The following is a 24,580-nucleotide window of genomic DNA, read 5'->3' on the forward strand; positions in this document are numbered from 1 at the left end:
CTTCCTTTCCCACCTCTTTCTTTTGCCCTATGCCTGCTCTGTTACGCACTAAACTAAGTGTGCTGGTAGCGTTTGTGTTGTGTTTATGCTTGTGGTCCTGCGAGGAGACTACGATTGAGCCTACCCAGAATGGTAGTTTAACGGGGACTGTAACCGACAGCCGAGACAATTCTCCTATTGCCAACGCGGTGATTACCACCACGCCGGCTACCTCTTCCATCACTACCAACGCGCAGGGCCAGTTTCAGCTGGCGGGCCTGGTGGTAGGGAAATACACCCTGAACGTAAAAAAGGCCGACTACAAGACGGAGGCCGTAAATGTGCAGGTAAACCTGAGCACTGCCACCGATGTGAAGGTAGTGCTGGAAAAAGCGTCTGGCAGCAACCGCCGCCCCAACGCTCCAGCCAATCCCAGCCCGGCCACCCAGGCCACCGGGCAGCCAGTTAATCTTACGCTCCGCTGGCGGGTTACGGACCCTGACGGCAAAAGCGACTCGCTGCGTAATGATGTGATTCTGTACGAAGGCAACTCCACGGATCGGCGCCAACTCTTGAATAATTCCAAGGATACGGCAGTGGTAGTCACGGGCCTGCGCTTCAATACCACGTATTTCTGGCAAGTAACGGTCCGGGACGTGGCCGGGGAGGTGGTCAAGAGCGACGTTTGGAGCTTCCAGACCCGCGCTCAGCCGGACAACCGCTACCTGTTTGTCCGGGAAGAAAACGGTAACACGGACATTTACTCTTCTGATGATACCGGCGCCAACCTGCTCCGCCTGACCTCTTCGCCCTTTATAGAAACCGCGCCCCAGCTCAGCCCCAACCGCGACCGGGTGGCGTACACATCTAACGCCACCGGCCAGTTTCAGCTGTACACCATGAACCGGGATGGGTCTGATGTGCGCCAGGTTACCCTGTTGCCGGTAGATGGTTACTTCAATCAAGGCATTGGGTACCGATGGTCGCCGGATGGAGCCCAGCTGATTTACAGCAGCTACAACAAGCTGTACCGTATTAACCGCGACGGCACCGGCCTGACGCTGCTGGCCACGGCTCCCGCCAACCGGCACTTTCGGGAGTGCGACTGGACCGGACAAGGTAACCGGCTGATAGTGCAAACGGTAGGGGTGAGTGTATACGATTCGGAGCTCTATCTTTACAACGCCGATGGCTCTAACCCAACCCTGCTGGTAGCCAATCTGCCTGGCCGTCTCGACTCCCCATCCTTTAGCGTAGATGGGCGGCGCGTTCTTTACACCCGCGACCTAGATGCCTTTGATGATGGCACCGGCCGCCAACTTAATGCCCACATCTTCTCTCAAAACCTAGACGGTACTGGCTTGATAGATGTCTCCGCTGGCCAAGGCAGTTCCGGTAATTCCATAAAGCCCATTGGCTTTAATGACATCGTTCCCCGCTACGCCCCCGACGGCTCCAAAATCATTTTTGTGCAGGTTAACAATGTGAACCGCTCCGTTCCCGATGTTTTCACCATGGACTTAGACGGACGCAACCGTACCCGGTTGTTCCAGAATGCCACCTTACCGGACTGGAAGTAGGTAGTCTTTAACTAGCCGGATACGAAAAGAGAGGGTAGGGCCGAAAGCCTATCCTCTCTTTTCGTATCCGGCTAGTTACAGAGTTACCAGTGGTGCCTATCAAGTGAAACCAAATAAAATAAGAGCGAAATGGCCAGCGTATGGGCACCCCACTGATCATATGCCGGGTGTTCTGCGCTACTTATGAAATGAAAGTATATAACTTATTAGATATTAAGTTATTAAGCAGTTCTTTGTATTAATGCAACTTACCATACCTTTGTATCTACTTGCTTTACTACGTGCTGTAACCCCCGCAGAACTATGCACCTTTACGGATGAAGTCAATTTTGGCGCATTAGGGGAAATCCTGATGAAACTTGTTTCTTCCTCAGAGAGCGTATGAGGGCGTATATAACCTGCTAGTTGCGTTAAAGAGTACTACATACATATGGAATTGGCATGAATTGTGAAGCAGAAGGTGACAACATTAAGGATTTTTGATCCGAAATGTTTTTATATAATCTCAAAAAAATGCTAATCTAATTGATTGCCTCCCCCGTATGTGACCCTGACAACTTCCAGGCCCTTTGGGATTGTCGTAGGTGTAGTCGGGTCACTTTTTACAGTTTTCTGTTCGCAAACATTCTCCTTTCAATAACTCATGAAAAACAAATACTTGAGTAACCGAGAGCCGGGCCACTTAGGCCGGCTGTGGGTTTTTCTGGTAATGGTTATGTTAGCTCTTCCTTTCATCGGGCAGGCCCAATCCATTACTGTATCCCCCTCTACGGATGAAAACAATCCCACTGAGTTTGGGAGTGTTCCGGTTGGGCAGGTTTCTTCTCCCGCGAAGGAGTACACCGTTACGGCCACGGGTATCTCGGACAATCTTGAGGTAAGCTTTGGCAACGCCACTTCCTTTGAGGGTAGCACTGATAACACCAATTTCAGTAACACTGTGGTGCTGCCTGCCGCAGGTGGCACGCTGTATGTGCGGTTTAAGCCCACTACTGTTGGTACAACCAACGGGCAGTATATTCGAGTAACGGGCGGTGGACGTAGCACAGTTAACGCCTTCATCGACGTGCGGGGTACTGGTACCCAAGGCGTACCTACCCTCTCTGTTACGCCGTCGGCTCGTGGGTTCGGAAACCAGGTGATAAACACGACCTCGTCGCCGATGACCTTCACGGTGACTGGTACGTCGCTCACGGGTGATGTCACGGTTACGGCACCTGCTGGTTTCCTGGTAAGTAACAGCGCGACGAGCACGTACGGCCAGACTACGACAGTAGGACAAGGCAATACGGGCACCGTAAATGCAACAGTTTATGTAGTGTTTAACCCTACAGTTGCTTCGAACTACGTGGGTAACGTTACCTTCGCTAGCTCAGGTACAAGCACTACGGCTAGTGTGGCAGGTACGGGCGTTTTGCCTCCGGCTACCTTAGGCGTTACGCCCACTTCCCTCGCGTTTGCCAGCACCCAGGAAGGCTTGGTGTCTGCTCCCAGCAGCTTTACCGTATCGGGTTTTAATCTGACGGCTGCTGTTACCGTAACGGCTCCCACGGGCTTTCTGATCCGTCAGGGTACAACCGGCACCTTTGTTCAAACCGTAACGCTGACTCCGGTTAACAATTCCGTGAATGCCAGCCTCCAGGCTGTATTTGCTCCTGCCACAGCCGGTTCTTACAACGATAACATCACGATTTCCTCTACCGGAAACGGCAACCCTTCTGTAACCCTGGCAGTAAGCGGCACGGCTACTCCTGCCCCGCGCGGTCCGTTTATTGTAGTGAACCCAGGTTCGCTTGATTTTGAAACAGTGTCCAGCAGCGGTTCCGCTCAGACGCTTACTTTTGAAATCAATGCGGGTAACCTCACCGCACCGCTGGTGCTTACCGGCTCGAACAACAACATCCTGTTCCGCGACGCTTCGGCAGGCGGCAGCTTCGTGAACGGTCCTATCACCATTAATCCGGTGAACGGCTCTGTATCCGGCCGTATCATTGAGGTGCAGCTGACTGGCCCCATTGCCTCGGGTGGTTTTACCGGTAACATTACCGCTACCAGCTCGGGAGTTACCCAAGTGGTGAACATCACGGCTAACAGCACCGGCGGCGAATCGGTAGTGAACGTATCGTCTAGCGGTCTGAACTTGTTCTCCACGGTTCCCGGGGTGCCCTCGGCACCGCAGAGCTACCTGCTTTCGGGCACCAACCTGCTGCGCGACATCACAGTTACCGCTCCGCCGGCCTTCCAAGTTTCTCAGAAAGCCGACTTCAGCGACGTTACTGCTACGAACAACACCATCGTAGTAGCGCGCAACAATGGCTCTGACGTAACGCCGACCACCATTTACGTTCGTTTCGTGCCTACCTCGGCTTTCTCCACTACGGCCAGCGTACTGAATGCCAGCCGTCCGGCCCTCGGGGTGGCGGTGCGTGTACAGGGTACCAGCGAGCCTTCTGTTCAGTTGCAGAATGCTTTCCAGCAAGTAAGAAACGTTGAGATTTACACCCGTTCTACCTCACAGGCTATTACGGTAGTAGCTGAGCGCGTACTGCAGCCGGTTACTATCTCGCAACTCCTAAGCGCTAACACGACGTTCAACCCGGACAACACGCCGCAATTTGAGATTTCGCGCGACAACGTAAACTTCACGGTTGACACGGTTAAGCTGAAGCCCAACACTTCTACTTACAGCATCAATCAGCAGATTTACGTTCGGTTCCGTCCGACCAACTTGGGTAGCGCGCAAGCAACCCTGCGCTACCAGAGCAATGACTTCGATGATAAATCGACGCAGAACTTTACCGCCAACTCCTTGCTCTCCGGCTTGCCGATTGATAACCAGCCCAGAGAGCGGGCAGTAGCCAATGTAGTGCGCAACAACACCACGGCCACTGTAACCTTCACCCTGCCCGCCAACTACGCTGGCCTGGGTTACGGAGAAGGCCGCCTGATAGTAGCCAGCGAAAACCCCACGCTGCCCTCCGGCAATCAGCCTATGGACGGGGTATCTTACCAAACGGGCAACCAGACTTACGGTCAGGGTCCGCAAGTAGCACCGGGTTACTTTGCTGTATTCGCCGGCCCCAACTCTTCGGTAACGGTTGAAGGTCTCGACATCCGTAAGACGTACTACTTCTACACGTTCGAGTACAACAACATTGACAACAACGTTAATGTAATTGCCAGCGGCGCGGAGAACTACCTGTCGCCCCCGACGCCCAACACGATTCCCGGTATCATTGCTCCCTCGCCGCTACCTGTTACCTTGGTTTCCTTCGATGCCAAAATTCGCGGCAATCAGGTTGCTCTGACGTGGGCTACTTCCGCTGAGCTCAACAACAAAGGTTTTGAAGTGGAGCGTAGCCGCGACGGTCGTTCGTTCGAGACAATCCTCTTCCGCGCTGGCAAAGGCACCACCTCTAGCAGCACTACCTACACGGCTGCTGACGAGAAGCCGCTGGCTGGCACCTCGTACTACCGTCTCAAGCAAATCGACTTTGATGGTACCGTGTCGCTGAGCCAGCCGGTAGTAATCAACTTCCTGCGCAGTGGTGACGTGAATATGTATCCTAACCCCGTTGAAGACATCCTGACCATTGAGTTGGGAGGCGCGACGGAAGGTGTAACGGTTACCATCACCGACAGCAATGGCCGCCTGATCCGCAGCCAGAAGCTTGGTGCCAATGGTACGCTTAACATGGGCGACCTGGGTACTGGAACCTACATGGTAACGGTAGGTGAGGGCAACTCCAAAGTAACCCGCCGCATCGTGAAGAAGTAGTCATTGACTTTCTTCCCATAAACAAAAAGCGCCACCCAGACAGGGTGGCGCTTTTTGTTTGTAGCGGCCAGCTACCAGCAGATACTGGTAGTGTAGCGTGAATAAACGAATCAGGATATGTGGGTAATGAATGAGAAGAACGCTCTGCTAAGCTCTTCTTTCGCTTCGCCCGCACAGAATACCTGAAGTAGTGCTCAAACAGTTTCAACAGGACGTCCTAATGCCTTACAATGAATTTTGGGGTTAGTCAGCCTGCGTGACGCTTAACTGTGCTGGGTGGGCTTATACTGTTCCTCAGCGACCCATGATGGCTAGGTCTGATGATGACCATACCTGTAGAGGCAGTGCAAAAGCATACGGCCTCTACACTGTTCAGTGCAGAGGCCGTATGCTTGATAGGCTGGCAGGGCTATACCGAAAAGCTTTCCCCGCAACCGCAGGTGCGGGAGGCATTTGGGTTATCAAAGAAGAACCCTTTGCCATTAAGGCCGTCCGAGAAGTCGAGCTGGGTGCCGGCCAGGTACAGGAAGCTTTTCATATCAACCACTACCCGGACGCCCTTGTCCTCAAATTCCTGATCCATGGGTTTCACCTCGTTGTCGAAGTCCAGCTTGTAGCTGAGGCCTGAGCAGCCGCCACCGGCCACGGAAGCCCGCAAACGATACGTATCGTCAAGCTCGGCGTCCTGCATGAGCTTTTCAACTTTCTCTTTGGCTTTGTCAGAAACGGTAATCATGGGTCAAAAAAGCTAGTTCAAGCGCCGGTACGCGCCGCTCAAAACGAAATGTCAGATATAGAACACCAAAGATACGGTCCTTGTTCAGAAAGATTCTAAGAACTGGGATTCAGAACTACACTAAATACGGTAATGGTGGTTAAGTCACGGCCGTAATAGAGTTTATCGAGGGCCTCGTACACGTTGTGGGCCCGGAAATAGGAGGTCTGCAGCTCCTTATCGCCGCGCGCGCGCCACTGGATGGTATAGGAGCTTTCTTCGTCGCGGTAGCGCTGCACGTACGTCAGCATCTTGCGGAGGGCCTCCAAGCGGTCAGAGCCCGTTTCATACCGGAACAGAAAGCTCTGGTGGTGGCGCGGGTTAACCGTAATCAGGTCCAGGCGCGTCTGTCCCTCCAGCTGCCGAAATTCAAACAGCAGGTTCCCCGGCCCCAGACCGAGATAGTCCTCTATTTGGCGCTGAATGCGGGCACTTTCTACGTGTACGTCGGAAGGGGTAACATCCATTGGCGTAAATGGGGTAGGGGCCATAAACAAGATGAGTGACCGGCAGCCGTTGTGCACAGCCTCCAGTCACTCATCTTGTTTACCAGCCCGCTGATTAATGGTGCGACTTAGCTACTTCCAGCTCCGGCAGACCGTTCTTCACGCGGTAGTCGTTGATGGCCGACTTGATAGCGTCTTCGGCCAGCACCGAGCAGTGGATTTTTACGGGCGGCAAAGCCAACTCTTCCACAATCTCCATGTTGTCGATGGCCAGGGCCTCATCAACCGTCTTGCCTTTCAGCCACTCCGTTGCCAGCGACGACGAAGCAATGGCCGAGCCGCAACCGAAGGTTTTGAATTTGGCGTCGGTAATGGTGTTAGTAGTTTCGTCCACCTCGATTTGCAGGCGCATTACGTCGCCGCACTCCGGGGCACCTACCAGACCAGTACCTACGTTCTTTTTGCTTTTGTCCAGCGTGCCCACATTGCGGGGGTTGCTGTAATGGTCGATTACTTTATCAGAGTAAGCCATGGCTTTTGAGGAAATTAGATGTCAGATTTTAGAACTCAGAACCTAGACTGAGCAACAAAGCTATGGTGTTGGTGCTCAGTTCTAAGCTCTAAAAATTAATGCTCAGCCCACTCAATCGAGTTGAGGTCGATGCCCTCTTTGAACATCTCCCACAGCGGCGACATTTCGCGCAGCTTGGTAACGGCTTCTTTTACGTGGTTGATGGCGTAATCGATCTGCTCATCGGTGGTGAAGCGCGAGAGGCCGAAACGCAGGGAGCTGTGGGCCAAATCGTCGCTGAGGCCGAGGGCTTTCAGCACGTAGGAAGGCTCCAGGGAAGCAGAAGTACAGGCCGAGCCGGATGATACGGCCAGGTCTTTCACACCCATCATCAGGCCTTCACCTTCTACATACTTAAAGCTGATGTTGGCTACGTGGGGCAAGCGGTGCTCCACTGAGCCGTTTACGTAGCTTTCCTCCAGGGTCAGCAGCTCACGCTCCAGCCGGTCGCGCATGACGCTCAGGCGGGCGGTGTCAGCGGCCATTTCCTGCTTGGCCAGCTCACAGGCTTTGCCAAGGCCCACGATGCCGGGCACGTTCAGGGTGCCGGAACGCATGCCCCGCTCGTGTCCACCGCCGTCCATTTGGGCGGTTACCTTCACGCGTGGGTTTTTCCGACGTACATACAGAGCGCCTACCCCTTTGGGGCCGTACATCTTGTGGGCCGTGAAGGCCATCAGGTCGATGCCGTCAGCAATAACGTCCACCGGGATTTTGCCTACCGCCTGGGTGCCGTCCGTCATGAACAGGGCACCGTGCTTGTGAGCAATCTGGGCGATTTCGCGGATGGGCTGAATGGTACCGGTTTCGTTGTTGCCGTACATGATGGTCACCAGGATGGTTTCCGGGGTCATGGCAGCTTCCAGCTCTTCCAGGCTGATGAGGCCTTCGGCGTTAACCGGCAGGTAGGTTACGCGGCCACCCAGCTTCTCGATGTGCTTGCAGGTGTCGAGCACGGCTTTATGCTCGGTAGTGGCCGTGATGATGTGGTTGCCCTTCTGCGAGTACATCTCGAATACGCCCTTGATGCCGAGGTTATCGGATTCAGTAGCGCCCGAGGTGAAGATAATTTCTTTGGGGTCACAGTTAATCAGGCCGGCAATCTGCTCGCGGGCGTAGTCCACGGCTTCTTCGGCGGCCCAGCCGAAGGGGTGGTTGCGCGAGGCAGCGTTGCCGAATACCTCGGTCAGGTACGGCATCATCGCCTCCAGAACGCGCGGGTCGAGGGGCGTAGTAGCGTTGTTGTCGAGGTAAATAGGTAGCTTGAGCATGGCTCGGGGGTCTGGTTTCAGCGGAGAATCATTCGCAGGTAGAACACAAAAAACCAGCAACTGGTTTTACTTTCTTCCCACATTTGTGATGCAAAAGTAGAACAAATACAAAGAAGCCGCGCTATGCGGCTACCCCGCTTTTTCGATCAAACTCATGCTCACCAACCTCGAACACCTCGGCCTCGCCGTTAAAGACCTGGAAGCCGCCACGGCCCTGTACACAAAGCTGCTGGGCCAAGAGCCCTACAAGCGCGAGCATGTGGCCTCCGAAGCCGTAGATACCGTGTTTTTTCAGGTAGGAGGCTCCAAGATAGAGCTGCTGGCCGGCACCTCCCCGGAAAGCGCCATCACGCGCTACCTCGACAAAAAGCCCGAAGGCATTCACCACGTAGCCTTTGAAGTGGATGACATTCGGGCGGAAATGGCGCGGCTGCGGGCCGAGGGTTTCATTCTGTTGAATGAGGAGCCCAAGCAGGGGGCCGACAACAAGCTCGTGTGCTTTGTCCATCCTAAGTCGGCCAACGGCGTGCTGGTGGAACTGTGCCAATCTATTCAGTAGAGAAGGCAGTAAGCCACGTAGTACATATCTGCTGGTACCCATGCAGCCGGACCGACGAACATCAAAACACCGATAAATGAGCACGAAATTCTTTCGGGAAGAAGTAGAGGCCGCCGTGGATGCGCTGCTGATGCAGCAAGTACTTCTCTACCCCACCGACACGGTTTGGGGCCTGGGCTGCGACGCGGAGCTGCCGCGGGCCGTGGAGCAGGTGTACAAGCTCAAGCAGCGCCCCGCCGAAAAAGCCTGCATTGTGCTGGTAGCCGACGAGCAGATGTTTGCCCGCTACGCCGAGGTAGTGCCTCCTAACCTGCCCGAGCTGCTGGCCACCCAGATGCGGCCTACTACCTACGTGGTGCCCGGCAGCCGCCACCTGGCCCCCAACCTGCTGGCCCCCGATGGCACCATTGGCCTGCGGGTGGTGCTCACCGACGAGTTTTGCCAGAAAGTGGTGCGCCGCTTGGGGCACGGGCTGGTGTCTACTTCGGCTAACCTAAGCGGCGAGCCTACCCCCGCCATTTTCTCGGAGGTGAACCCCGTGCTGGTTCGCCAGGCCGACTATGTGGCCCGCTGGCGGCAGGACGATGAAACCCGCTCCCTGCCCTCGCGGGTGGTACGGGTGCTGCCCGATGGCAGCCTGGAAGTGCTGCGCGACTAAAACACGCCTGCGCCAGGCACAGGGCTGCTGCCAAGAGGCCGTGCCGAAAGCCCAACAAAAAAATAGGGGATGGCAGCAGGAACCAGGGGTTACCTTATGGAGGGTAAGCGTATAGAAGGAAAGTTTCACCCTGAATATCTTCGTCATGAAATTCTCTTTCAAATCTCTGCTCGTTCTGGCCGCTTTCGCTCCTTTCGCTCTGACTTCTTGCTCGGAGAAAACCCAGGAAAACGCGGAAGCCACCGCTGAAAGCGCTGCCAATGATGCTGCCGCTAACACCGAGGCTGCCGGCGACGCCATCGAAAATACCACCGACAAGGCGGCTGCTGAAATAAACGAAGCCACCACGCCGACCACCGGCGACACGGCCGTTGTACGTGACCAGCCCGCTAACGGCGCGGTAGAAGAAACTCCCGTTAAGCAGTAATTCTGCCCGGCGGCTACCGCATGCAAAGCTCCTTCGGCCCGGCGCCGGAGGAGCTTTTTGCTGCCCGATGCGGCCGGTTTTGGCTCTGCCGTAGCCCCGCTCGTGCTACCTTTGCCGCATGAATCAGCCTCAACTGCCCGCCCTGCCTTTATTTCAAACCATTGCCGAAGCTGCCGGCGAGCTGGGCTACCCCGCCTACGTTATTGGGGGATACGTGCGGGATTTGGCCCTGGGCCGGGAAAGCAAGGATGTGGATGTGGTGTGCGTGGGCGACGGAATTGAGCTGGCTCAGGCCGTTGGCCGCCGGCTGCCGGGCCGGCCGCGCGTGACGGTGTTCAGGAACTTTGGCACGGCCATGCTGCCTACCCCCGAAATTGAGGTGGAGTTTGTGGGTGCCCGCAAGGAAAGCTACCGCGCCGAAAGCCGCAAGCCGGAGGTAGAAGCCGGCACCCTGGAAGAAGACCTGGCCCGCCGCGACTTCACCATCAACGCCCTGGGCCTGAGCCTGAACCCCGCCGATTTTGGGGCCCTCGTGGACCGCTACGACGGCATAGGCGACCTGCGGCGCAAGCTGATCCGGACCCCTCTCGACCCCGACATCACTTTTTCCGACGACCCGCTGCGCATGCTGCGCGCCATTCGGTTTGCTACCCAGCTTGATTTCGACATTGAGCCCGACACGTTTGATGCCTTGGCCCGCAATAAGGAGCGCATCAAAATTGTGTCGCAGGAGCGGATTACGACGGAGCTGAACAAGATTATTATGGCCCCGAAACCCAGCTACGGCTTCAAGCTGCTGTTTCAGTGCGGGTTGCTGCAGCTCATCTTCCCGAAGATGGCCCAGCTGCACGGGGTAGAGAAGGTAGGCCAGCACGCCCACAAGGACAACTTCTACCACACCCTGCAAGTGCTGGACAACGTGGTGGCAGCCGGCGGCGACCTGTGGCTGCGCTGGGCCGCCATCCTCCACGACATTGCCAAGCCCGCCACCAAGCGCTACGACAAGCGCGTGGGCTGGACCTTTCACGGCCACGAAGACAAGGGCGCGCGTTGGGTGCCCGGCATTTTTACGGACCTGAAGCTGCCCCTGGGCGAAGAAATGCGCCAGGTGCAGAAGCTGGTGCGCCTGCACCTGCGGCCCATTGCCCTGGTGAAGGAAATCGTGACGGATTCGGCGGTGCGGCGGCTGCTGTTCGAGGCCGGCGACGACATTGACCGGCTGATGCTGCTCTGCCGCGCCGATATTACCAGCAAAGACCACCAGCGCGTGGCCCGCTACCTGCGCAACTTCGATGTGGTGGAGCAGAAGCTGAAGGAGGTGGAGGAAAAAGACCACCTGCGCAACTTCAAGCCCGTTATTACCGGTGAAATCATCATGGAAACCTTCGGCCTGAAGCCTTCCCGCGAGGTAGGAGAGCTAAAGGAAGCCCTGCTGGAAGCCATCCTGGAGGGCAAGGTCCGCAACGAGTACGACGAAGCCTTCCCGCTGCTGCTGGAGCTGGGCAAACGGAAAGGCCTGGAAGTAGTGAAGTGATACGGTTGGCGCCTGAGCTGAATCAGCGGGGCAGCCGAGGGGCAGAGGAACAGGCAGGTAATAGAAATCAAAGCCCGAGCGGGCCGACGCCTAATCGTTGAACGATTGGGTGTCGGCCCGCTCGGGCTTTAGTTCTTTGAAGGGGGTAGGGTTTGCTACCGCTACGCCACGCCGCCGGGCCTACCTAACTATGGCCGGCCCGAATGGCCGACTCACCTTTTCCCTGGTTCACTACAAAAAAATGAAGGAAGCCCCGGCCTTCCTGTTGCAGCAGGGGGTAGGCCGTAGCTTCCTTCGGGTCTCACCTTTTCACTCACTCAGATTGACCCTTTATGCGCGTCGTGCTGACAAGGCAATAGATGCAGGTTCGAGGAGGATAGTTGCCTGAGGCAGCTCAAGCGCGATATATATTGTGCTACTGTGATGTAAAACGGATGCAGAGAGGGAGGGTTACAGCAAGCCTGAGGTAAGGCCCTGATTAGCAAGCCAAGACTGTGAGAAACCCCGTAGGCCGGGAAGTGAGGTAGCGTACCTCCCGGCCCCCTGCTGGCTAATCGATAGCGCGGATGCTGGCGGCACCTACCGCCTCCCGGCTTACGGTACCGGGCTTGCCGCTGTATTCAATCAGGCTGGCGCCTACGGCGTTGGCTTCCAGCTCATCGGTAACGTGGAGGCGTACTTTGCAGCCGGCCACCGCGTCAATATCGGCGCGGCGGGCCGTGAAGTTGGCCGCGGCTACTTCGCAGCCGCCGGTGCCTTCCAGCTTCAGGCGGTCGGCGCTGCCCTGCAGGGCGGCCTGGCAGCCGCCGGCCAGCTCCAGCCGCAGCGTCTGCAGGTTGCCCTGGAAGCGGAGCTGGGTGCCCCCGGCCTGCTGCACGCGCAAGTCGCCGGAGTTGAAGCCGTTTATCTGAGCCCGGGTGCCACCTACCAGCTCCAGCTCATTCAGCTCGGGGGTTTCAATGATGAGCAGCACGTCGTCGGAAGAGCCACGGCGGGAGTCGAACAGGTCGCGGTTACGGGGCTGAATGGTCAGCTGCTGCCCTTCGCGCTCAATCTTGATGTCGCGCAGGGCGCGGCCGTTGCCGGCAGCCCGCACGCCGTAGCCACTGCTTTGACGCAGCACTACCCGGTAAGGGCCCACAATGCTCACGTGATTGAAGTCGGTTTCATCGAAGCGCTGACGCTCCGAGCCGTAGCTGCTCTCGTCCGTGCTGAAGGGTTCTACCTCGCTGAAGTTCAGGCTGATGTTGTCGTCGTCATCTGAGTCGTTGCGCCCCTCGTTGTAGTCGTCGCCCTCGTCGGTCTCATCGTTGGGGCCACCGCGCAGGTCGTTTTCCTTGCAGTTCACGCACTCCACCAGGCTGCCTTTCATGCGGAACAGGAACTTCTCGGGGTGGTAGGGGGCCCGCTCATTCACGAAGTCCTCCGAGTTCAGCCAGTCGGCAAAGGCCTCGCTCATGCGGAAGGTACGGCCCTGGGGCATGAGCAGGCGCAGGCGCATTTCCTGGTCGCGGTAGCGGGCTTTGGGCTGGTAAGTGAAGTGGTCATCCACGCTCAGGGTCGAGTCGTTGAGCACCCGCAGCGTGTGCAGGGTGGAGGTAGCGGCCGAGCGGCGGGCCAGCGAATCAGTAGCTCCTTTGGCCGAGATGATGCGCTCCAGGCGGGGCACCTGTCCGCTGTCGATACCCACAATATCCAGATCCACCCACTGGTCGTTGTCGAGCTGGCGGCGCTCCAGCACGAGGCTGGGCTTGGTCAGGCCCGGCAGCGGGGTAGTTTGCGTTACTTCTTCTTCGCGCTGAAACTCACGGGCCAGGCGGGTGCCGGCCACCGAGCTGCCTACCACGCCCAGTAGCCACAGCCCCAGCAGGCTCAGCGTAGCCGTACGGTTCAGGATGGTGCGGCGCAGCAGCAGACCCAGGCCTGAAAGCAGTAGGGCCAGCGCCGGAATGGCCGTGAGCAGGTAGAAGCTCAGTACCGCCAGCGGCGAAATATCATTGAAGAGTACAAAGGGCTGCAGGGGACCGAAGTCGAGGTTGTCGGAGGCCGAAATCACGCCCAGGCCTACCCCCAGCATAATCGTAATGGAGAGCAGCAGCGAGAAGCCTGTGAGCACCAGCACACCCCCGGCTACCACCCGGATGGCCGAGCCCAGGAAGTTGATAAGGGGCCGGATGTTCTGAAAGAAGTTCTCCAGAAATGTGCCCACCGGACGATTGTTGGCTGGTGCATCCTCGGAGCCGGCCGCGTACGGGTTGTTGCGCAGATTTTCATCCAGGGCGGAAAGCGTAACGGCGTCGCCGCGCATGCGGAGCTTGTCGGAGGCGGTTTTCGCCTCCGGCAAGAGAATCCACAGAATAATATAGAGCGGGAAAGCAAAGCCCCCGGCGAAAAGACCCACGATAAACAGGATCCGGATCAGGACCACATCTACCCGGAAGTAGGCGGCCAAGCCTGAGGATACACCCCCGATTTTACCGGTGTCGGTGTCGCGGTAGAGCTTTTTGAACACCGGATCGTCATCGGTAGGAGTGCCGTCGTAGCGCGTAGGGAGCACGGCCCACAGGATGGCGTAGGTAAGCAGGGATACCACGGGCAGCTTCTCGCTGAAGTTGTCCAGGGGCGTATTGTCCAGCAGGATGGGCAGTACAATCAGCAGCACCAGGAAGCCCAGCCGCACCCAGAGCGGGTTAACGGCAAAGTAGTGACCCAGTCCGGCGGCTACCCCCGCAATTTTGCGGTTGGCCATGTCGCGGTAGAGGCGCTTGGAGCCCTCCTCGGCGGCGCCGGGGGTAGCGGCAGAAGCCGTGCTGCCGCTGCCGGCCGAGTAGCCGCTGCCCGTGCGCGCCCCGGTGTAGGTGCCCTGAGCCGAGCCCGTGGCCACCGCTTCGGCCAGAATCTCCTCGTCGTCCTCGGCCTCATCGGCCGTCTGGAAGTCGCGCACCCGGCCCATTTTGGCCGTCATGGCTTCCACGTCTTCCAGCGTAATGACTTGCTTGAGGCCCGAGAGACGAGCGGCGAACAGCTCGGCAATACGGCTTTCGATATCGGCGACGATTTCTTCGTGGCCGCGGTAGCCGCTGAAGTGGGCCTTCACTTCCGCCAGGTAGCGGCCGAGCACGTCGTAGCCATCTTCCTCAATGTGGAAGATCATGCCCTGAAGGTTGATGCTGATGTTCTTTTTCATCTCAGTGCTGCAACAATTCAAGAATAACTGGAAAGGTGAGGGGCGGCTCTTAGAGCAGCGGTTCCGCGGGGAGGCTGCCAGCAGCGTGAGGCTTCTGGCGGATGATGCGGATGGAATCCTGGACTTCTTCCCAGGTCAGGCGCAGCTGGTGCAGAAACTCCAGGCCGGCGGCGGTGAGGGTGTAGTACTTGCGGGGAGGGCCACTGGTCGATTCTTTCCAGGTGTAGTCCAGCAGGCCCGCGTTCTTGAGGCGCGTCAGCAGCGGGTAGAGCGTCCCTTCCACCACAATCATGCGGGCTGAGGTGAGCTCTTCGAGCATATCTGAGGCATAAACCTCTCCGCGGGCAATGATTTCCAGAATGCAGAACTCCAGGATGCCCTTCCGCATCTGCACTTGGGTGTTCTCGACTTTCATGGGCTGAGGCAGATATCGGTGAAGAATGAGTCAAAGGTAACTAAAGGTACTATGTAACACAAGGTACTAGTGAAAATAATTTTTGGTTGCGTTTTCTTAGCGAATAATTAGCCCGCGTCTGTGCGCCGACGGGCCGGGCGGCCGTGGCTTGCGGGCAGGAAGAGGGGGTAGGGATGGGCAGCCGGGGCAGCTTGGGGGAGGTAGGCGGGGGTAGGGCCAGCTCTTGCGCGGGAGCGGAAAAGCGCGAACCAGGAAAACAGTGGCGCTTTTTAGCGGCTGAAAGTCAGGGTTAACCGAGAAGTCCAAATAGGCGCGCACTATTAATGAGTATCTTGCGTTGCAGCCGCGTCAACTTTTCATCTGTTCCTATCTGGTTTACTTTTCTATGCCGCACTTTTTCCGCTGTACTACCTTATTCGCGGCCTTTGGCCTGAGCATAGGGGCGCTGGCTCCGGCGCTGGCCCAGACCAAGACGCCCAAATACAGCAATGAATTTCTCAACATAGGGGTGGGCGGCCGGGCCCTGGGCATGGGCAAAGTGCAGGTCAGCCTGGCCGACGATGCCACCGCCGGCTATTGGAACCCGGCCGGTCTGGTCAGCCAGAAAACCAAGTACGATGCCGTGCTCATGCACTCCGAGTTGTTCTCGGGCATCGTTAAAAACGATTATGCCGCCTTCTCCATGCCCCTCGACGACAAGAGCGCCATTGGGGCCAGCCTGATTCGGCTGGGGGTTGATGATATTGCCGACACCCGGGCCCTGGTAAACGAGTACGGCTACATCAACTACGATAACATCCGCTACTTCTCGGTGGCCGACTACGCCATGCTACTGTCCTACGCCCGCAAAATCGGGTCGGTGGAGGGGCTGCAGGTAGGGGCCAGTGCCAAGGTGGTGTACCGCAACATCGGGGATTTCGCCAACGCCCTTGGCTTTGGCATTGATGCCGGCGCCCAGTACCAGCGCAACAACTGGCGCCTGGCCCTGATGGCCCGCGACATTACCACTACCTACAACGCCTGGTCCATCAACTCCAAGCAATACGAGGGCTACGCCGTGGATACGGACTCTATTCCTAAAAATAGCACCGAAATCACGCTGCCCACCTTCGTGCTCGGCCTTGGGCGGACTATGAAGCTGCCCGGCGAGTTTACCGCCACGGCCGCCGTGGACCTGGAGCTGACCACCGATGGGCAGCGCAACACGCTGGTGTCGTCGAGGGCCGTTAGTATTGACCCGCGCGTGGGCCTGGAGGTAGGCTACAAGCAGCTGGTGTACCTGCGCGGTGGCGTGGGCAATATGCAGCAGGTGCAGTCCTTCACGGGGCAGGAAGAGTGGAAGGTGCAGCCCAGCCTGGGGGTAGGGCTGGCCCTGAGCGGCCTGCGCCTGGATATGGCCCTCTCGCGCCTGGCCGTGGAGAAGCTGGGGCAACAGTCGCAGCCCACCTCTATTATCGTGTCGCTGGGCTACGGCTTCAAATAGGCCTGCGTCCCGCGCCGCCGGCCTACCCTGGTGGCGTTAGTCAACTACCCGGAAATTATATAAGTAGCTTTTGTATGAAACAGGCTTACCAGAAACAGTGGTGGCTTTCGTTACTGCTCCTGGTGCTCAGCATCCCGGTTGCGTATGCCCAATCTGGGCCGTACGGCAACGAGTGGATTGTGCCCGGCCAGCAGTACTATAAAGTAAAAGTAGCCCGCGACGGCCTTTACCGCCTCGATTACCAGTACCTGCAGCAGGCCGGCATCAGTGGCGTGAGCCCCCAGCAGCTGCAGCTCTGGCGGCGGGGTAAGCAGGTTGCCATTCACGTAGGCGGCAACCAGTCGGCGCTTGACGCCAGCACGTTTATCGAGTTTTTCGGGCAGAAGAATGACGGCACTCTGGACCGGGGCATGTTCGTGAATGCCGATGACAACCCCCAACCCTACTACAGCCTCTTTACCGATACCGCCGCGTATTTTCTCACCTGGTCAACCGCCACGCAGGGCCGGCGCATGACGCAGACGAACCCGGCCGCTACCGGGGCTCCGCACGCCCGGCGGCTGCGTCAGCCTCTGCGCGTGTACACCGATGCCTACAACGTCATCAACGACGAAACTAACTCCTACCAGCCCTGGTCGGAGCGGGGAGAACATTTCCTGAGCGGTGATTTTGGCAGCAATACCTTTACAATAACCCTCGACTCGGTGTGGGCATTTGCCAGCAACGGTCCGGCCCCCCGGGTGGTGGTGCAGGTAGTGGGTAAAACGGTTGGGGCCCACCGGTCGCAGATAAGTGTGGTGGGCGCGGGCGGCACGGTCCGCACATTGGGCACACTCGAATACTCCAACTTCGACTACGCCCGCGGAACCTACACCCTGCTACCCTCCGACAGGTCGGCTGACGGACGCGTGAGTTTGCAGGTAACGCAGCTGCTGGGCACCAGCAGCAACGCCCGGGTTGGCGACCGGGCCCGGGTAGCCTTCGCCCAACTTATCTACGGGCAATCAGTCCGCTGGCCCCAGCGCCAAAGTCAGCTGTTTTTCAGCAACGACTCTACTCTAAGCGGCCCCGCTTATTACCTCCTCGACTCCATTCCGGCTACGGTGCGGGGCTACGATATTACCGACCCTTATGCCGTGCAGCGCGTGGAAGGCCAGACGGCCGGTGCCAACCAGCGCGGCTTTGTGTTTGCGGATGCCACCGCACGTACCCGGCGGCTGCTGTTGGCCGATGCCAGCCGCGCCCTGGTGCCGGTGCCTGCCAAGCGGGTGTATTTCCGGTCTATTTCGCCGGCCGCGCACGATTTTATCATCGTAACCAGCCGGGTGCTTATGCATGCGGCTGGTAGCACGGCTAATCCCGTACGGGCCTATGCCAACTACCGGGCTAGTACTGGCTGGGATACATTGGTAGTAACCTCTGAGCAGCTCTACGACCAGTTTCACTACGGCGAGCAATCGGCGTTGGCCGTGCGACAATTTGCCCAGTGGATGCTGGCAAATAGTACCCGGCCCAAGTCGTTGCTGCTGCTGGGTAAGGGGATTGGGGTAAGCGAGTTCTGTGGCGTTTCCTTCCGCAAAGACCCTGAGAATTACCGAGACTGTTTGGGCAACACGGGCAGCTCGGCAGTAGTGCGCAATCTGGTGCCGGCCAGCACGCGCGGCATCTCCGACATCTTTTTCACCGCCGATTGGCAGAACGGCCAGTACTGGCCGCGCATAATTACCGGGCGGGTACCGGCCCAGACGCCTCAGCAGGTGCTGAATTATTTAAACAAGCTAAAGGAGCACGAGGCGCTGGGATACGAGCCTTGGCGGCGCAACGTGCTGCACATGGTAGGCAGCCAAAGCCCGCTTGATGCTACTATATTCGGAGGGTACCTCGATAAGTACACCTCCTACGTACAGCGGCCTCCATTCGCCGGTACTGTGGTAAAGACCTATCGCCGGGCAGACTATCCAAACAACATTCCGGGCACTACTCCACTGAACCTAGCTCAGGATTTTAACGCCGGTCTGTCATTTATTTCCTACTTCGGTCATGGCGGCCCCAACGTGTTGGCCTGGCCTATTGCGGATATCAGGAACCCTGCCTTTGGATTTGCCAACCAAGGCAAATATCCGGTATGGTACATAAGCGGCTGCTCGGCCGGTAATGCCTTTACATCCTATGGCTCTTTTGGAGAAAACTATGTGCTGGCCGAAGCCAAGGGCGTAATCGGCTTCCTGAGCGAATCGGATCTTGGCTTTCCGGAACCGTTAGATGAGCTGCACACCGAGATTGTGAAGTTGCTTTTCTCTGATCCGGTGTGGTACGGCAAGCCTGTGGCGGAAGTGCAGCAGGAGGCGAACCGTCGGTTGCAGAATACTACCGCGCCTTCCAGCATCAGCTCCCTGATGAACACCATCTGGCAGGGCGACCCGGCCCTGCGCCTGTTCTCGCCCCTCAAGCCCGATTTCCAGACGGCCAACAGCCAGGTGCAGTTTTCGCCCGCCGTAATTCCGCTCACGGCGCCCAGCTTCAGCCTGAAGGTGAACGTGAACAATCCGGGCCGCAGCCTGGCCGGCAGCCCCCTGGATATTCGGGTAACGCGCAGCTACAACAACGGCCGGCCCAACGAGGTGCTCCTGTTCGAGAACCTGCGGCAGGCCCGCCGCGATACTACCTACACGCTGACCATTGCGAATCCTGGCACGGGTAGCATTGCGGGCCTCAATACCTTTCTGGTGGAAGTGGACCCGGCTAATAAAATTGATGAACTGGATGAAACCAATAACCAGGCTACCGTTACCTATACCTTCCTGACGGGTGGCGTCACGGCCCTGAGCCCGCCGGAGTTCGGCATTGTAGGCAGCACGGCCGTGCGCCTGGTAGGCCAGGACAATGCCCTTGCCCTCACGAGCCGGGAGTATGATATGGAGCTGGACACGGTGCAGACCTTCAACAGCGCCCAGCTCAAGAAAACCACCGTGGCCGCCGTAATGGTACCCGAGTGGAACCTGACCCTGCCCACCTTCGCCGGGCGCGACAGTGTGGTATGGTACTGGCGCCTGCGCCTGCGCGCGCCCCAGGGTGACGAAAGCCCGGAGTGGGCCGTTAGCTCGTTCCGGGTGATTAATGGCCGTAACGGGGGCTGGTCGCAGAGCCACCCCGGCCAGTTCCGCCGCGACGAGCGCACCGGTATTGAGGTGGCCGTGCCCGGCGGGCAGTGGCGCTTCACGGAAGCCGGTACCCGGGAAGCTACCGTCACGTCAACCCGCATTGGCCCGGCCCAGGAGTGGCAGTCTTTGCACCACACCATCCGGACCAGCCCCACCGGCAACTACACCCTGCGCCTGCTGGGCATTGACTCCCTGGGCACCGTGAAGGAACTAATAGCCAACGTTGGCAACCGCACGCAGTCGTTGGCCGGTATATCGGCCAAGCAGTATCCCTACCTGCAGCTGCAGGCCGTGCTGCGCGAAACCGGCTCGGGACCGGCGCCCCAGCTGGAGCAGTGGCTGGTTACGTACCAGGGCGTGCCCGAAGGGGTAGTGCGCCGCGACGTGGTGCTGACTGCCACTCCCACGGCCTACGACGCGGCTACCCTGGCCCGTCAGGCCCGCACTGGCACGCTCACCATTCCGGTTACCTTCCAGAACGTGTCCGATTTCGACTTCCAGGACCCGCTGGTGGCCTACATTCTGGTGCGCGACAACGCCAACCGGGTGGTGCAGAAAAATCTGGTGTTCCGGGGCAGTCCGCTGCTGGCGCACTCCCAGCGCACCTACGAGGTGAAGCTGAACATTGTGGGCCTGAGTGGCACGCTCAGCGGCCAGATTACGATGAACCCGCGCCGGCAGCCGGAGCAGTTCTACTTCAACAATGAGCTGGCTTTGCCTTCGTTCGAGGTAGAGAACCGCGACACGGCTCCGGTGCTTGATGTGGCTTTTGACGGCCGCCATTTGCTCAACGGCGACATTGTTTCGGCCCAGCCCATCATCAGCATTCAACTCCGCGACGCCGACCGGCTGCGCCCCATGAAGGACCGCTCGGCCTTCATCGTGACCCTGACCCAGCCCAACGCTACCTCCTCAGTACCAGTAGACTTGAATGCGGCCGGCATCACCTTTGTGGCCGACTCGGCCCAGGGTACGGCGCGCCTGGAGTACCAACCGGGCAAGGCCAAGCCCCTGGCCGATGGGGTGTACACGCTGGAAGTGCAGGGCCGCGACGGCTCGGGCAACCTGGCCGGCTCCGAGCCATACCGCATTACCTTCGAGGTGATCAGCAACTCTTCCATTACCAACGTTTTCCCGTACCCCAATCCGGTTATCAGCAAAACGAAGTTTGTGTTCACGCTCACGGGTAGCACGGTGCCGCGCAACATGAAAATCCAGATTGTAAGCTTGACGGGGCGGGTGGTCAAGGAAATTATGATGGCCGACCTTGGACCCCTGCGCATCGGCAACAACATCTCGGAGTACGCCTGGGATGGCACCGATGACTACGGCGACCGGCTGGCCAACGGCACCTACCTCTACCGGGTGGTGCTGGATGACCCGAGCGGCAAGTTTGAGCAGCGCGCCACCAGCGCCGACCAGGCCTTCAAGAAAGGCTGGGGCAAGCTGGTACTGCTGCGCTAATGGTGAACATGGTGAGTTGGACAAGCTGATAGACTCAGCGGCACCGGCTCCCTTGTTCCGCAAAGACAAAAGCCCCGACAGATTTTCTGTCGGGGCTTTTCGTTTTGTTTTAGTGATACCAACGGCAAGAACGGCAACTCGCCGCCTCTCTATTTCACCACTTTACCGGCGCCGCCGGAGCGTGACGAAGCTGAAGGGGTAGGCGTGCTTGTCGTCGGGTTCGTGCCGCTCCCGGGATTCCTCGCGCCATTCGGCCGGGTTCAGCTCCGGAAAGGTCACGTCGCCTTCGAAGGCATGATGCACCTCCGTCAGATACACCACATCGGCGGCGGGCAGGGCCTGACGGTAGATTTCGCCGCCCCCAATCACGAAAACTTCCTCGGCGTAGGTGCGGGCTAGCTCCAGGGCCTGAGGTACGGCGTACGCCATTTCGCAACCCTCGGCCTGCCAGTCCAGCTGGCGGGTTACCACAATGTTAGTGCGGTTGGGCAGGGGCCGCCCGATGCTCTCAAACGTGCGCCGCCCCATGATGATGGGGTGGCCCTGGGTGAGCTGCTTGAAGTGCTTTAAATCCAGGGGCAGGTGCCAGAGCAGCTGGTTGTCGCCGCCAATCACGCCGTTTTCGGCCACGGCTACCACGAGTGAGGTCATAAGAAAGGAATGCTGGTTATGCGAGAAGTTTACAGTGGTGCTCCCGGTCCGACGCCGGAGGCGTCTGACCGGTTGGCTTCGTGCTGACTTCCACGCGGAAAGGTTTAGCCGGCAACAGGGGGTAGGGGATGCCGTGCAGGCTGCACGCTGGTCAGCTAATCCGGTACCAAAGGCATCGGAGCGAAGTCAGCCACATCAGCCGACCAACGATGCCGCGTTGAAGCCGCGCAGAAATTCAACCACCGGCATGCGCTTTTTGCCTTCCAGCTGCACATCCTGCAAATCCAGCAGGCCGTTGGCGGTTTGCACGCGCAGGTAGGTGCGGCCATCAGTAAACCAGCGGCCGGGCACACTGGTATCGGGGCCGCTGGCTTCCTCGTCGTCGAGGGGTAGGGCCTTGAACACCTTGAGCGTGCGGCCGTCGGGCAGTTGGGTAAAGGCCGTGGGGATGGGCGAGAGGCCCCGCACCAGATTTGCCAGGGCCGGCGCCGACTGCTGGAAATCGAGGCGGCCGGTTTCCTTCTGGAGCTTGGGGGCCGGGCGTAGCTCGGGCAGTTCTTGTTGGGGGATGCTGGGGGCCGTGCCGGCGGCAATAGCCTGCACGGAGCGCAAAGCCAGCTGGGCCCCGGCCAGCTTTAGCTTTTCATATAAAGAGCCGAAGTCGTCTTCCGGGGCAATGTCCACGGCATCCTGGTAAATCAGGTTGCCGGTGTCAATTTCATGGCGCAGGAAAAAGCTGGTGACGCCCGTGCGCGTATCACCATGAATAAGAGCCCAGTTGATGGGCGCCGCGCCCCTATACTGGGGTAGCAAAGACGCGTGGATGTTAATGGAGCCCAGCCGCGGCATATTCCAGACGGCTTCGGGCAGCATCCGGAAGGCTACTACCACCTGCAGGTCGGCCGCGTAGCCGCGCAGCTCCTCCTGAAATTCCGGGGCCTTCAGGTTGGTGGGCTGCAGTACCGGCACCTGGTGGCGCTCGGCGGCCTGCTTTACCGCTGAAGCCTGCAACTGCCGGCCCCGGCCCGCGGGCTTATCGGGGGCGGTTATAACGGCTACTACCTGGCAACCATCCCAGCCGAGCAGGGCTTCGAGGGTAGGCACCGCGAATTCGGGAGTGCCCATGAAAATGATACGCAGCATTGTTCTGGTTCTTTTAGCCCGCAGAGGGCGCGGAGGTTGGCGCAGAAGACGCAGATCGTTCAACGGACTCTGCGCCTTCTGCGCCAACCTCCGCGCCCTCTGCGGGCTGCCATCGTGAGAGAGTTACTTAAAATCGGGGTAGAGCAGGTACTTCTTGCGCAGGGCCTTGTACTGGCCCAGCGCCGGCTCCCACGACTGCCGGATTTCCTGCTCCGATTTACCGGCTATAATCTGCTGCCGCAGGGCGGCGGTGCCGGCCAGCCGCTCGAAGCCTTTGTTGAAGAAGTTGACCTTGTCGGTGCTTTGCTGATAGAAATCCAGCAGATACTTCAAAGAAAAGCCTACGTCGTTGCCGGTCTGGCGCAAATCAAGGCCATAGCAGAGCTTGCCGTTCTGGGGTGGAGAAGTGGAGCCGGGGTTGGGGGTAGGCGTGAAGCTGAACGGGCGGGTTTTGGGCTGGGTGGGTGCCCCAATTACCTCGAAGGGCATGGCTGTGCCCCGGCCCACGCTCACGTCGGTGCCCTCGAACAGGCAGAGGCTGGCGTAGAGGGCTACCGCGTGGGCGGTGGGCAGGTTGGGGGAGGGGCGCACGGGTAACTCATAGCGCGTGTCGTGGGTGTAGCCCTGCATGGGAATCACCGTCAGGCGGCACTGGCGCTTGCCTTCCAGCCACTTCTCGCCGTTAATCATCTGGGCCAGCTCGCCCACCGTCAGGCCGTGCACCACCGGAATGGGGTGCATGCCCACGAAGGTTTTGAACTGGGGCTCCAGCACCGGACCATCCACGTACCATCCATTGGGGTTGGGCCGGTCCAGAATAATTACCTCCTTGTTTTGCTCCGCCGCCGCCTCCATTACGTAGTGCATGGTGCTGATAAACGTATAGAAGCGCGTGCCCACATCCTGAATGTCGAAAACCAGCACATCCACATTGCGCAGCATCTCTGGGGTAGGCTTTTTGGTAGCCCCGTACAAGCTCAGGGCCGGCAGGCCACTGCGGGCGTCTTTGCCGTCCTTGATGGTGGCCCCGTCGGCGGCCTCGCCCCGGAAGCCGTGCTCCGGCCCGAAGATGACCTGCACGTTTACGCCCCGCGCCAAGAGCGTATCCACCAGAAACGCCCGGCCCACCTTCGCCGACTGGTTCACGACCAAGCCTACCCGCTTGCCTTTCAGCAAGGCCGCGTACCGCTCAAACTGCTCGGCGCCCACGCGCAGCGGCTCGGCAGCCGGCAGAATCACCTGGGGCGGCGAGGCAATGGTCCGGCGCAGTGGCGCGCTGGGCGTGTCCGGCGCCGCGGTGGGGGTAGTAGCCGTGGCCGTTTGGGGCGGACGGGCGCAGTCGGAAAGCAGTAAGGAGAGGCCGAGTAGGCTCGCGGAGAGTAGGGAGGGCATGGGCAGCGCGGGAAAGTGGAAAACTGCAGGGATTCGTCTAGCTTTACGCCGGTGAACGTCTCGCAGTACATATCTAATAAGATCGATGGGGCCGATGCAGGTTCGT

At 58.7% G+C, this 24,580-nt stretch carries 17 protein-coding genes; 8 read left to right on the top strand and 9 right to left on the bottom strand.

Translation table 11 applies throughout. From position 1 onward, the window contains the following. The first annotated feature begins 29 nt into the window (after positions 1-29). Both GGU46_RS18130 and GGU46_RS18135 read left to right on the top strand, forming a co-directional pair. Entirely contained in the window at positions 30-1,559 is a 1,530-nt protein-coding gene (locus GGU46_RS18130; protein WP_183404985.1) for a carboxypeptidase regulatory-like domain-containing protein, read from the top strand. 715 nt (positions 1,560-2,274) lie between these two features. Then, positions 2,275-5,337, top strand: a complete 3,063-nt coding sequence (locus GGU46_RS18135) for a T9SS type A sorting domain-containing protein (protein WP_183404986.1) — start codon at positions 2,275-2,277, stop codon at positions 5,335-5,337. A gap of 409 nt (positions 5,338-5,746) precedes the next feature. Here GGU46_RS18135 and GGU46_RS18140 read toward each other — a convergent pair whose 3' ends face one another. The 4 genes from GGU46_RS18140 to GGU46_RS18155 all read right to left on the bottom strand — a co-directional run bounded on the left by GGU46_RS18140 (position 5,747) and on the right by GGU46_RS18155 (position 8,400). Then, a complete protein-coding gene (locus GGU46_RS18140) occupies positions 5,747-6,073 on the bottom strand; it encodes a HesB/IscA family protein (protein ID WP_183404987.1) in 327 nt (108 codons plus the stop codon). 95 nt (positions 6,074-6,168) lie between these two features. Further along, positions 6,169-6,579, bottom strand: coding sequence for a hypothetical protein (locus GGU46_RS18145; protein ID WP_183404988.1), 411 nt, complete (start codon positions 6,577-6,579; stop codon positions 6,169-6,171). Between the two features lie 94 nt (positions 6,580-6,673). Next, on the bottom strand, positions 6,674-7,090 hold the full coding sequence (gene iscU, locus GGU46_RS18150; RefSeq protein WP_054412183.1) for a Fe-S cluster assembly scaffold IscU: 417 nt from the start codon (positions 7,088-7,090) through the stop codon (positions 6,674-6,676). Positions 7,091-7,185: 95 nt separating this feature from the next. Further along, on the bottom strand, positions 7,186-8,400 hold the full coding sequence (locus GGU46_RS18155; protein ID WP_183404989.1) for an IscS subfamily cysteine desulfurase: 1,215 nt from the start codon (positions 8,398-8,400) through the stop codon (positions 7,186-7,188). Between the two features lie 154 nt (positions 8,401-8,554). Between GGU46_RS18155 and mce the strand changes: the two genes are divergently transcribed. From mce to GGU46_RS18175, 4 genes are all read left to right on the top strand, one after another. Then, positions 8,555-8,959, top strand: a complete 405-nt coding sequence (gene mce, locus GGU46_RS18160; protein ID WP_183404990.1) for a methylmalonyl-CoA epimerase — start codon at positions 8,555-8,557, stop codon at positions 8,957-8,959. Between the two features lie 76 nt (positions 8,960-9,035). Next, positions 9,036-9,617, top strand: a complete 582-nt coding sequence (locus tag GGU46_RS18165; protein ID WP_183404991.1) for an L-threonylcarbamoyladenylate synthase — start codon at positions 9,036-9,038, stop codon at positions 9,615-9,617. Between the two features lie 145 nt (positions 9,618-9,762). Then, positions 9,763-10,044, top strand: coding sequence for a hypothetical protein (locus GGU46_RS18170; RefSeq protein ID WP_183404992.1), 282 nt, complete (start codon positions 9,763-9,765; stop codon positions 10,042-10,044). Between the two features lie 118 nt (positions 10,045-10,162). After that, entirely contained in the window at positions 10,163-11,578 is a 1,416-nt protein-coding gene (locus GGU46_RS18175) for a CCA tRNA nucleotidyltransferase (RefSeq protein ID WP_183404993.1), read from the top strand. 550 nt (positions 11,579-12,128) lie between these two features. On the opposite strand, the gene GGU46_RS18180 is transcribed toward GGU46_RS18175, so the two are convergent. Both GGU46_RS18180 and GGU46_RS18185 read right to left on the bottom strand, forming a co-directional pair. After that, a complete protein-coding gene (locus GGU46_RS18180; protein ID WP_183404994.1) occupies positions 12,129-14,765 on the bottom strand; it encodes a PspC domain-containing protein in 2,637 nt (878 codons plus the stop codon). Positions 14,766-14,814: 49 nt separating this feature from the next. Continuing rightward, positions 14,815-15,180: a PadR family transcriptional regulator gene (locus GGU46_RS18185; protein WP_139920746.1), complete on the bottom strand. Its 366-nt coding sequence runs from the start codon at positions 15,178-15,180 to the stop codon at positions 14,815-14,817. Positions 15,181-15,565: 385 nt separating this feature from the next. Here GGU46_RS18185 and GGU46_RS18190 point away from each other — a divergent pair, with 385 nt between their 5' ends. Beyond that, the gene (locus GGU46_RS18190; RefSeq protein ID WP_183404995.1) at positions 15,566-16,663 is read left to right on the top strand and encodes a putative type IX sorting system protein PorV2; all 1,098 of its coding nucleotides are present in this window, start codon (positions 15,566-15,568) and stop codon (positions 16,661-16,663) included. Between the two features lie 74 nt (positions 16,664-16,737). Further along, a complete protein-coding gene (gene porU2 / locus GGU46_RS18195) occupies positions 16,738-21,288 on the top strand; it encodes a putative type IX secretion system sortase PorU2 (protein ID WP_183404996.1) in 4,551 nt (1,516 codons plus the stop codon). A 162-nt stretch (positions 21,289-21,450) separates the two neighbouring features. On the opposite strand, the gene GGU46_RS18200 is transcribed toward porU2, so the two are convergent. The 3 genes from GGU46_RS18200 to GGU46_RS18210 all read right to left on the bottom strand — a co-directional run bounded on the left by GGU46_RS18200 (position 21,451) and on the right by GGU46_RS18210 (position 24,474). Beyond that, on the bottom strand, positions 21,451-21,939 hold the full coding sequence (locus GGU46_RS18200; protein ID WP_183404997.1) for a dihydrofolate reductase: 489 nt from the start codon (positions 21,937-21,939) through the stop codon (positions 21,451-21,453). A 195-nt stretch (positions 21,940-22,134) separates the two neighbouring features. Further along, positions 22,135-23,082 (bottom strand): methionyl-tRNA formyltransferase, encoded by a 948-nt coding sequence (gene fmt / locus GGU46_RS18205; RefSeq protein ID WP_183404998.1) that lies wholly within the window; start codon positions 23,080-23,082, stop codon positions 22,135-22,137. Between the two features lie 123 nt (positions 23,083-23,205). Beyond that, positions 23,206-24,474 (bottom strand): exo-beta-N-acetylmuramidase NamZ family protein, encoded by a 1,269-nt coding sequence (locus GGU46_RS18210; RefSeq protein WP_183404999.1) that lies wholly within the window; start codon positions 24,472-24,474, stop codon positions 23,206-23,208. Positions 24,475-24,580 lie beyond the last annotated feature (106 nt).

Source organism: Hymenobacter latericoloratus (assembly GCF_014199535.1).
Lineage (GTDB): Bacteria > Bacteroidota > Bacteroidia > Cytophagales > Hymenobacteraceae > Hymenobacter > Hymenobacter latericoloratus.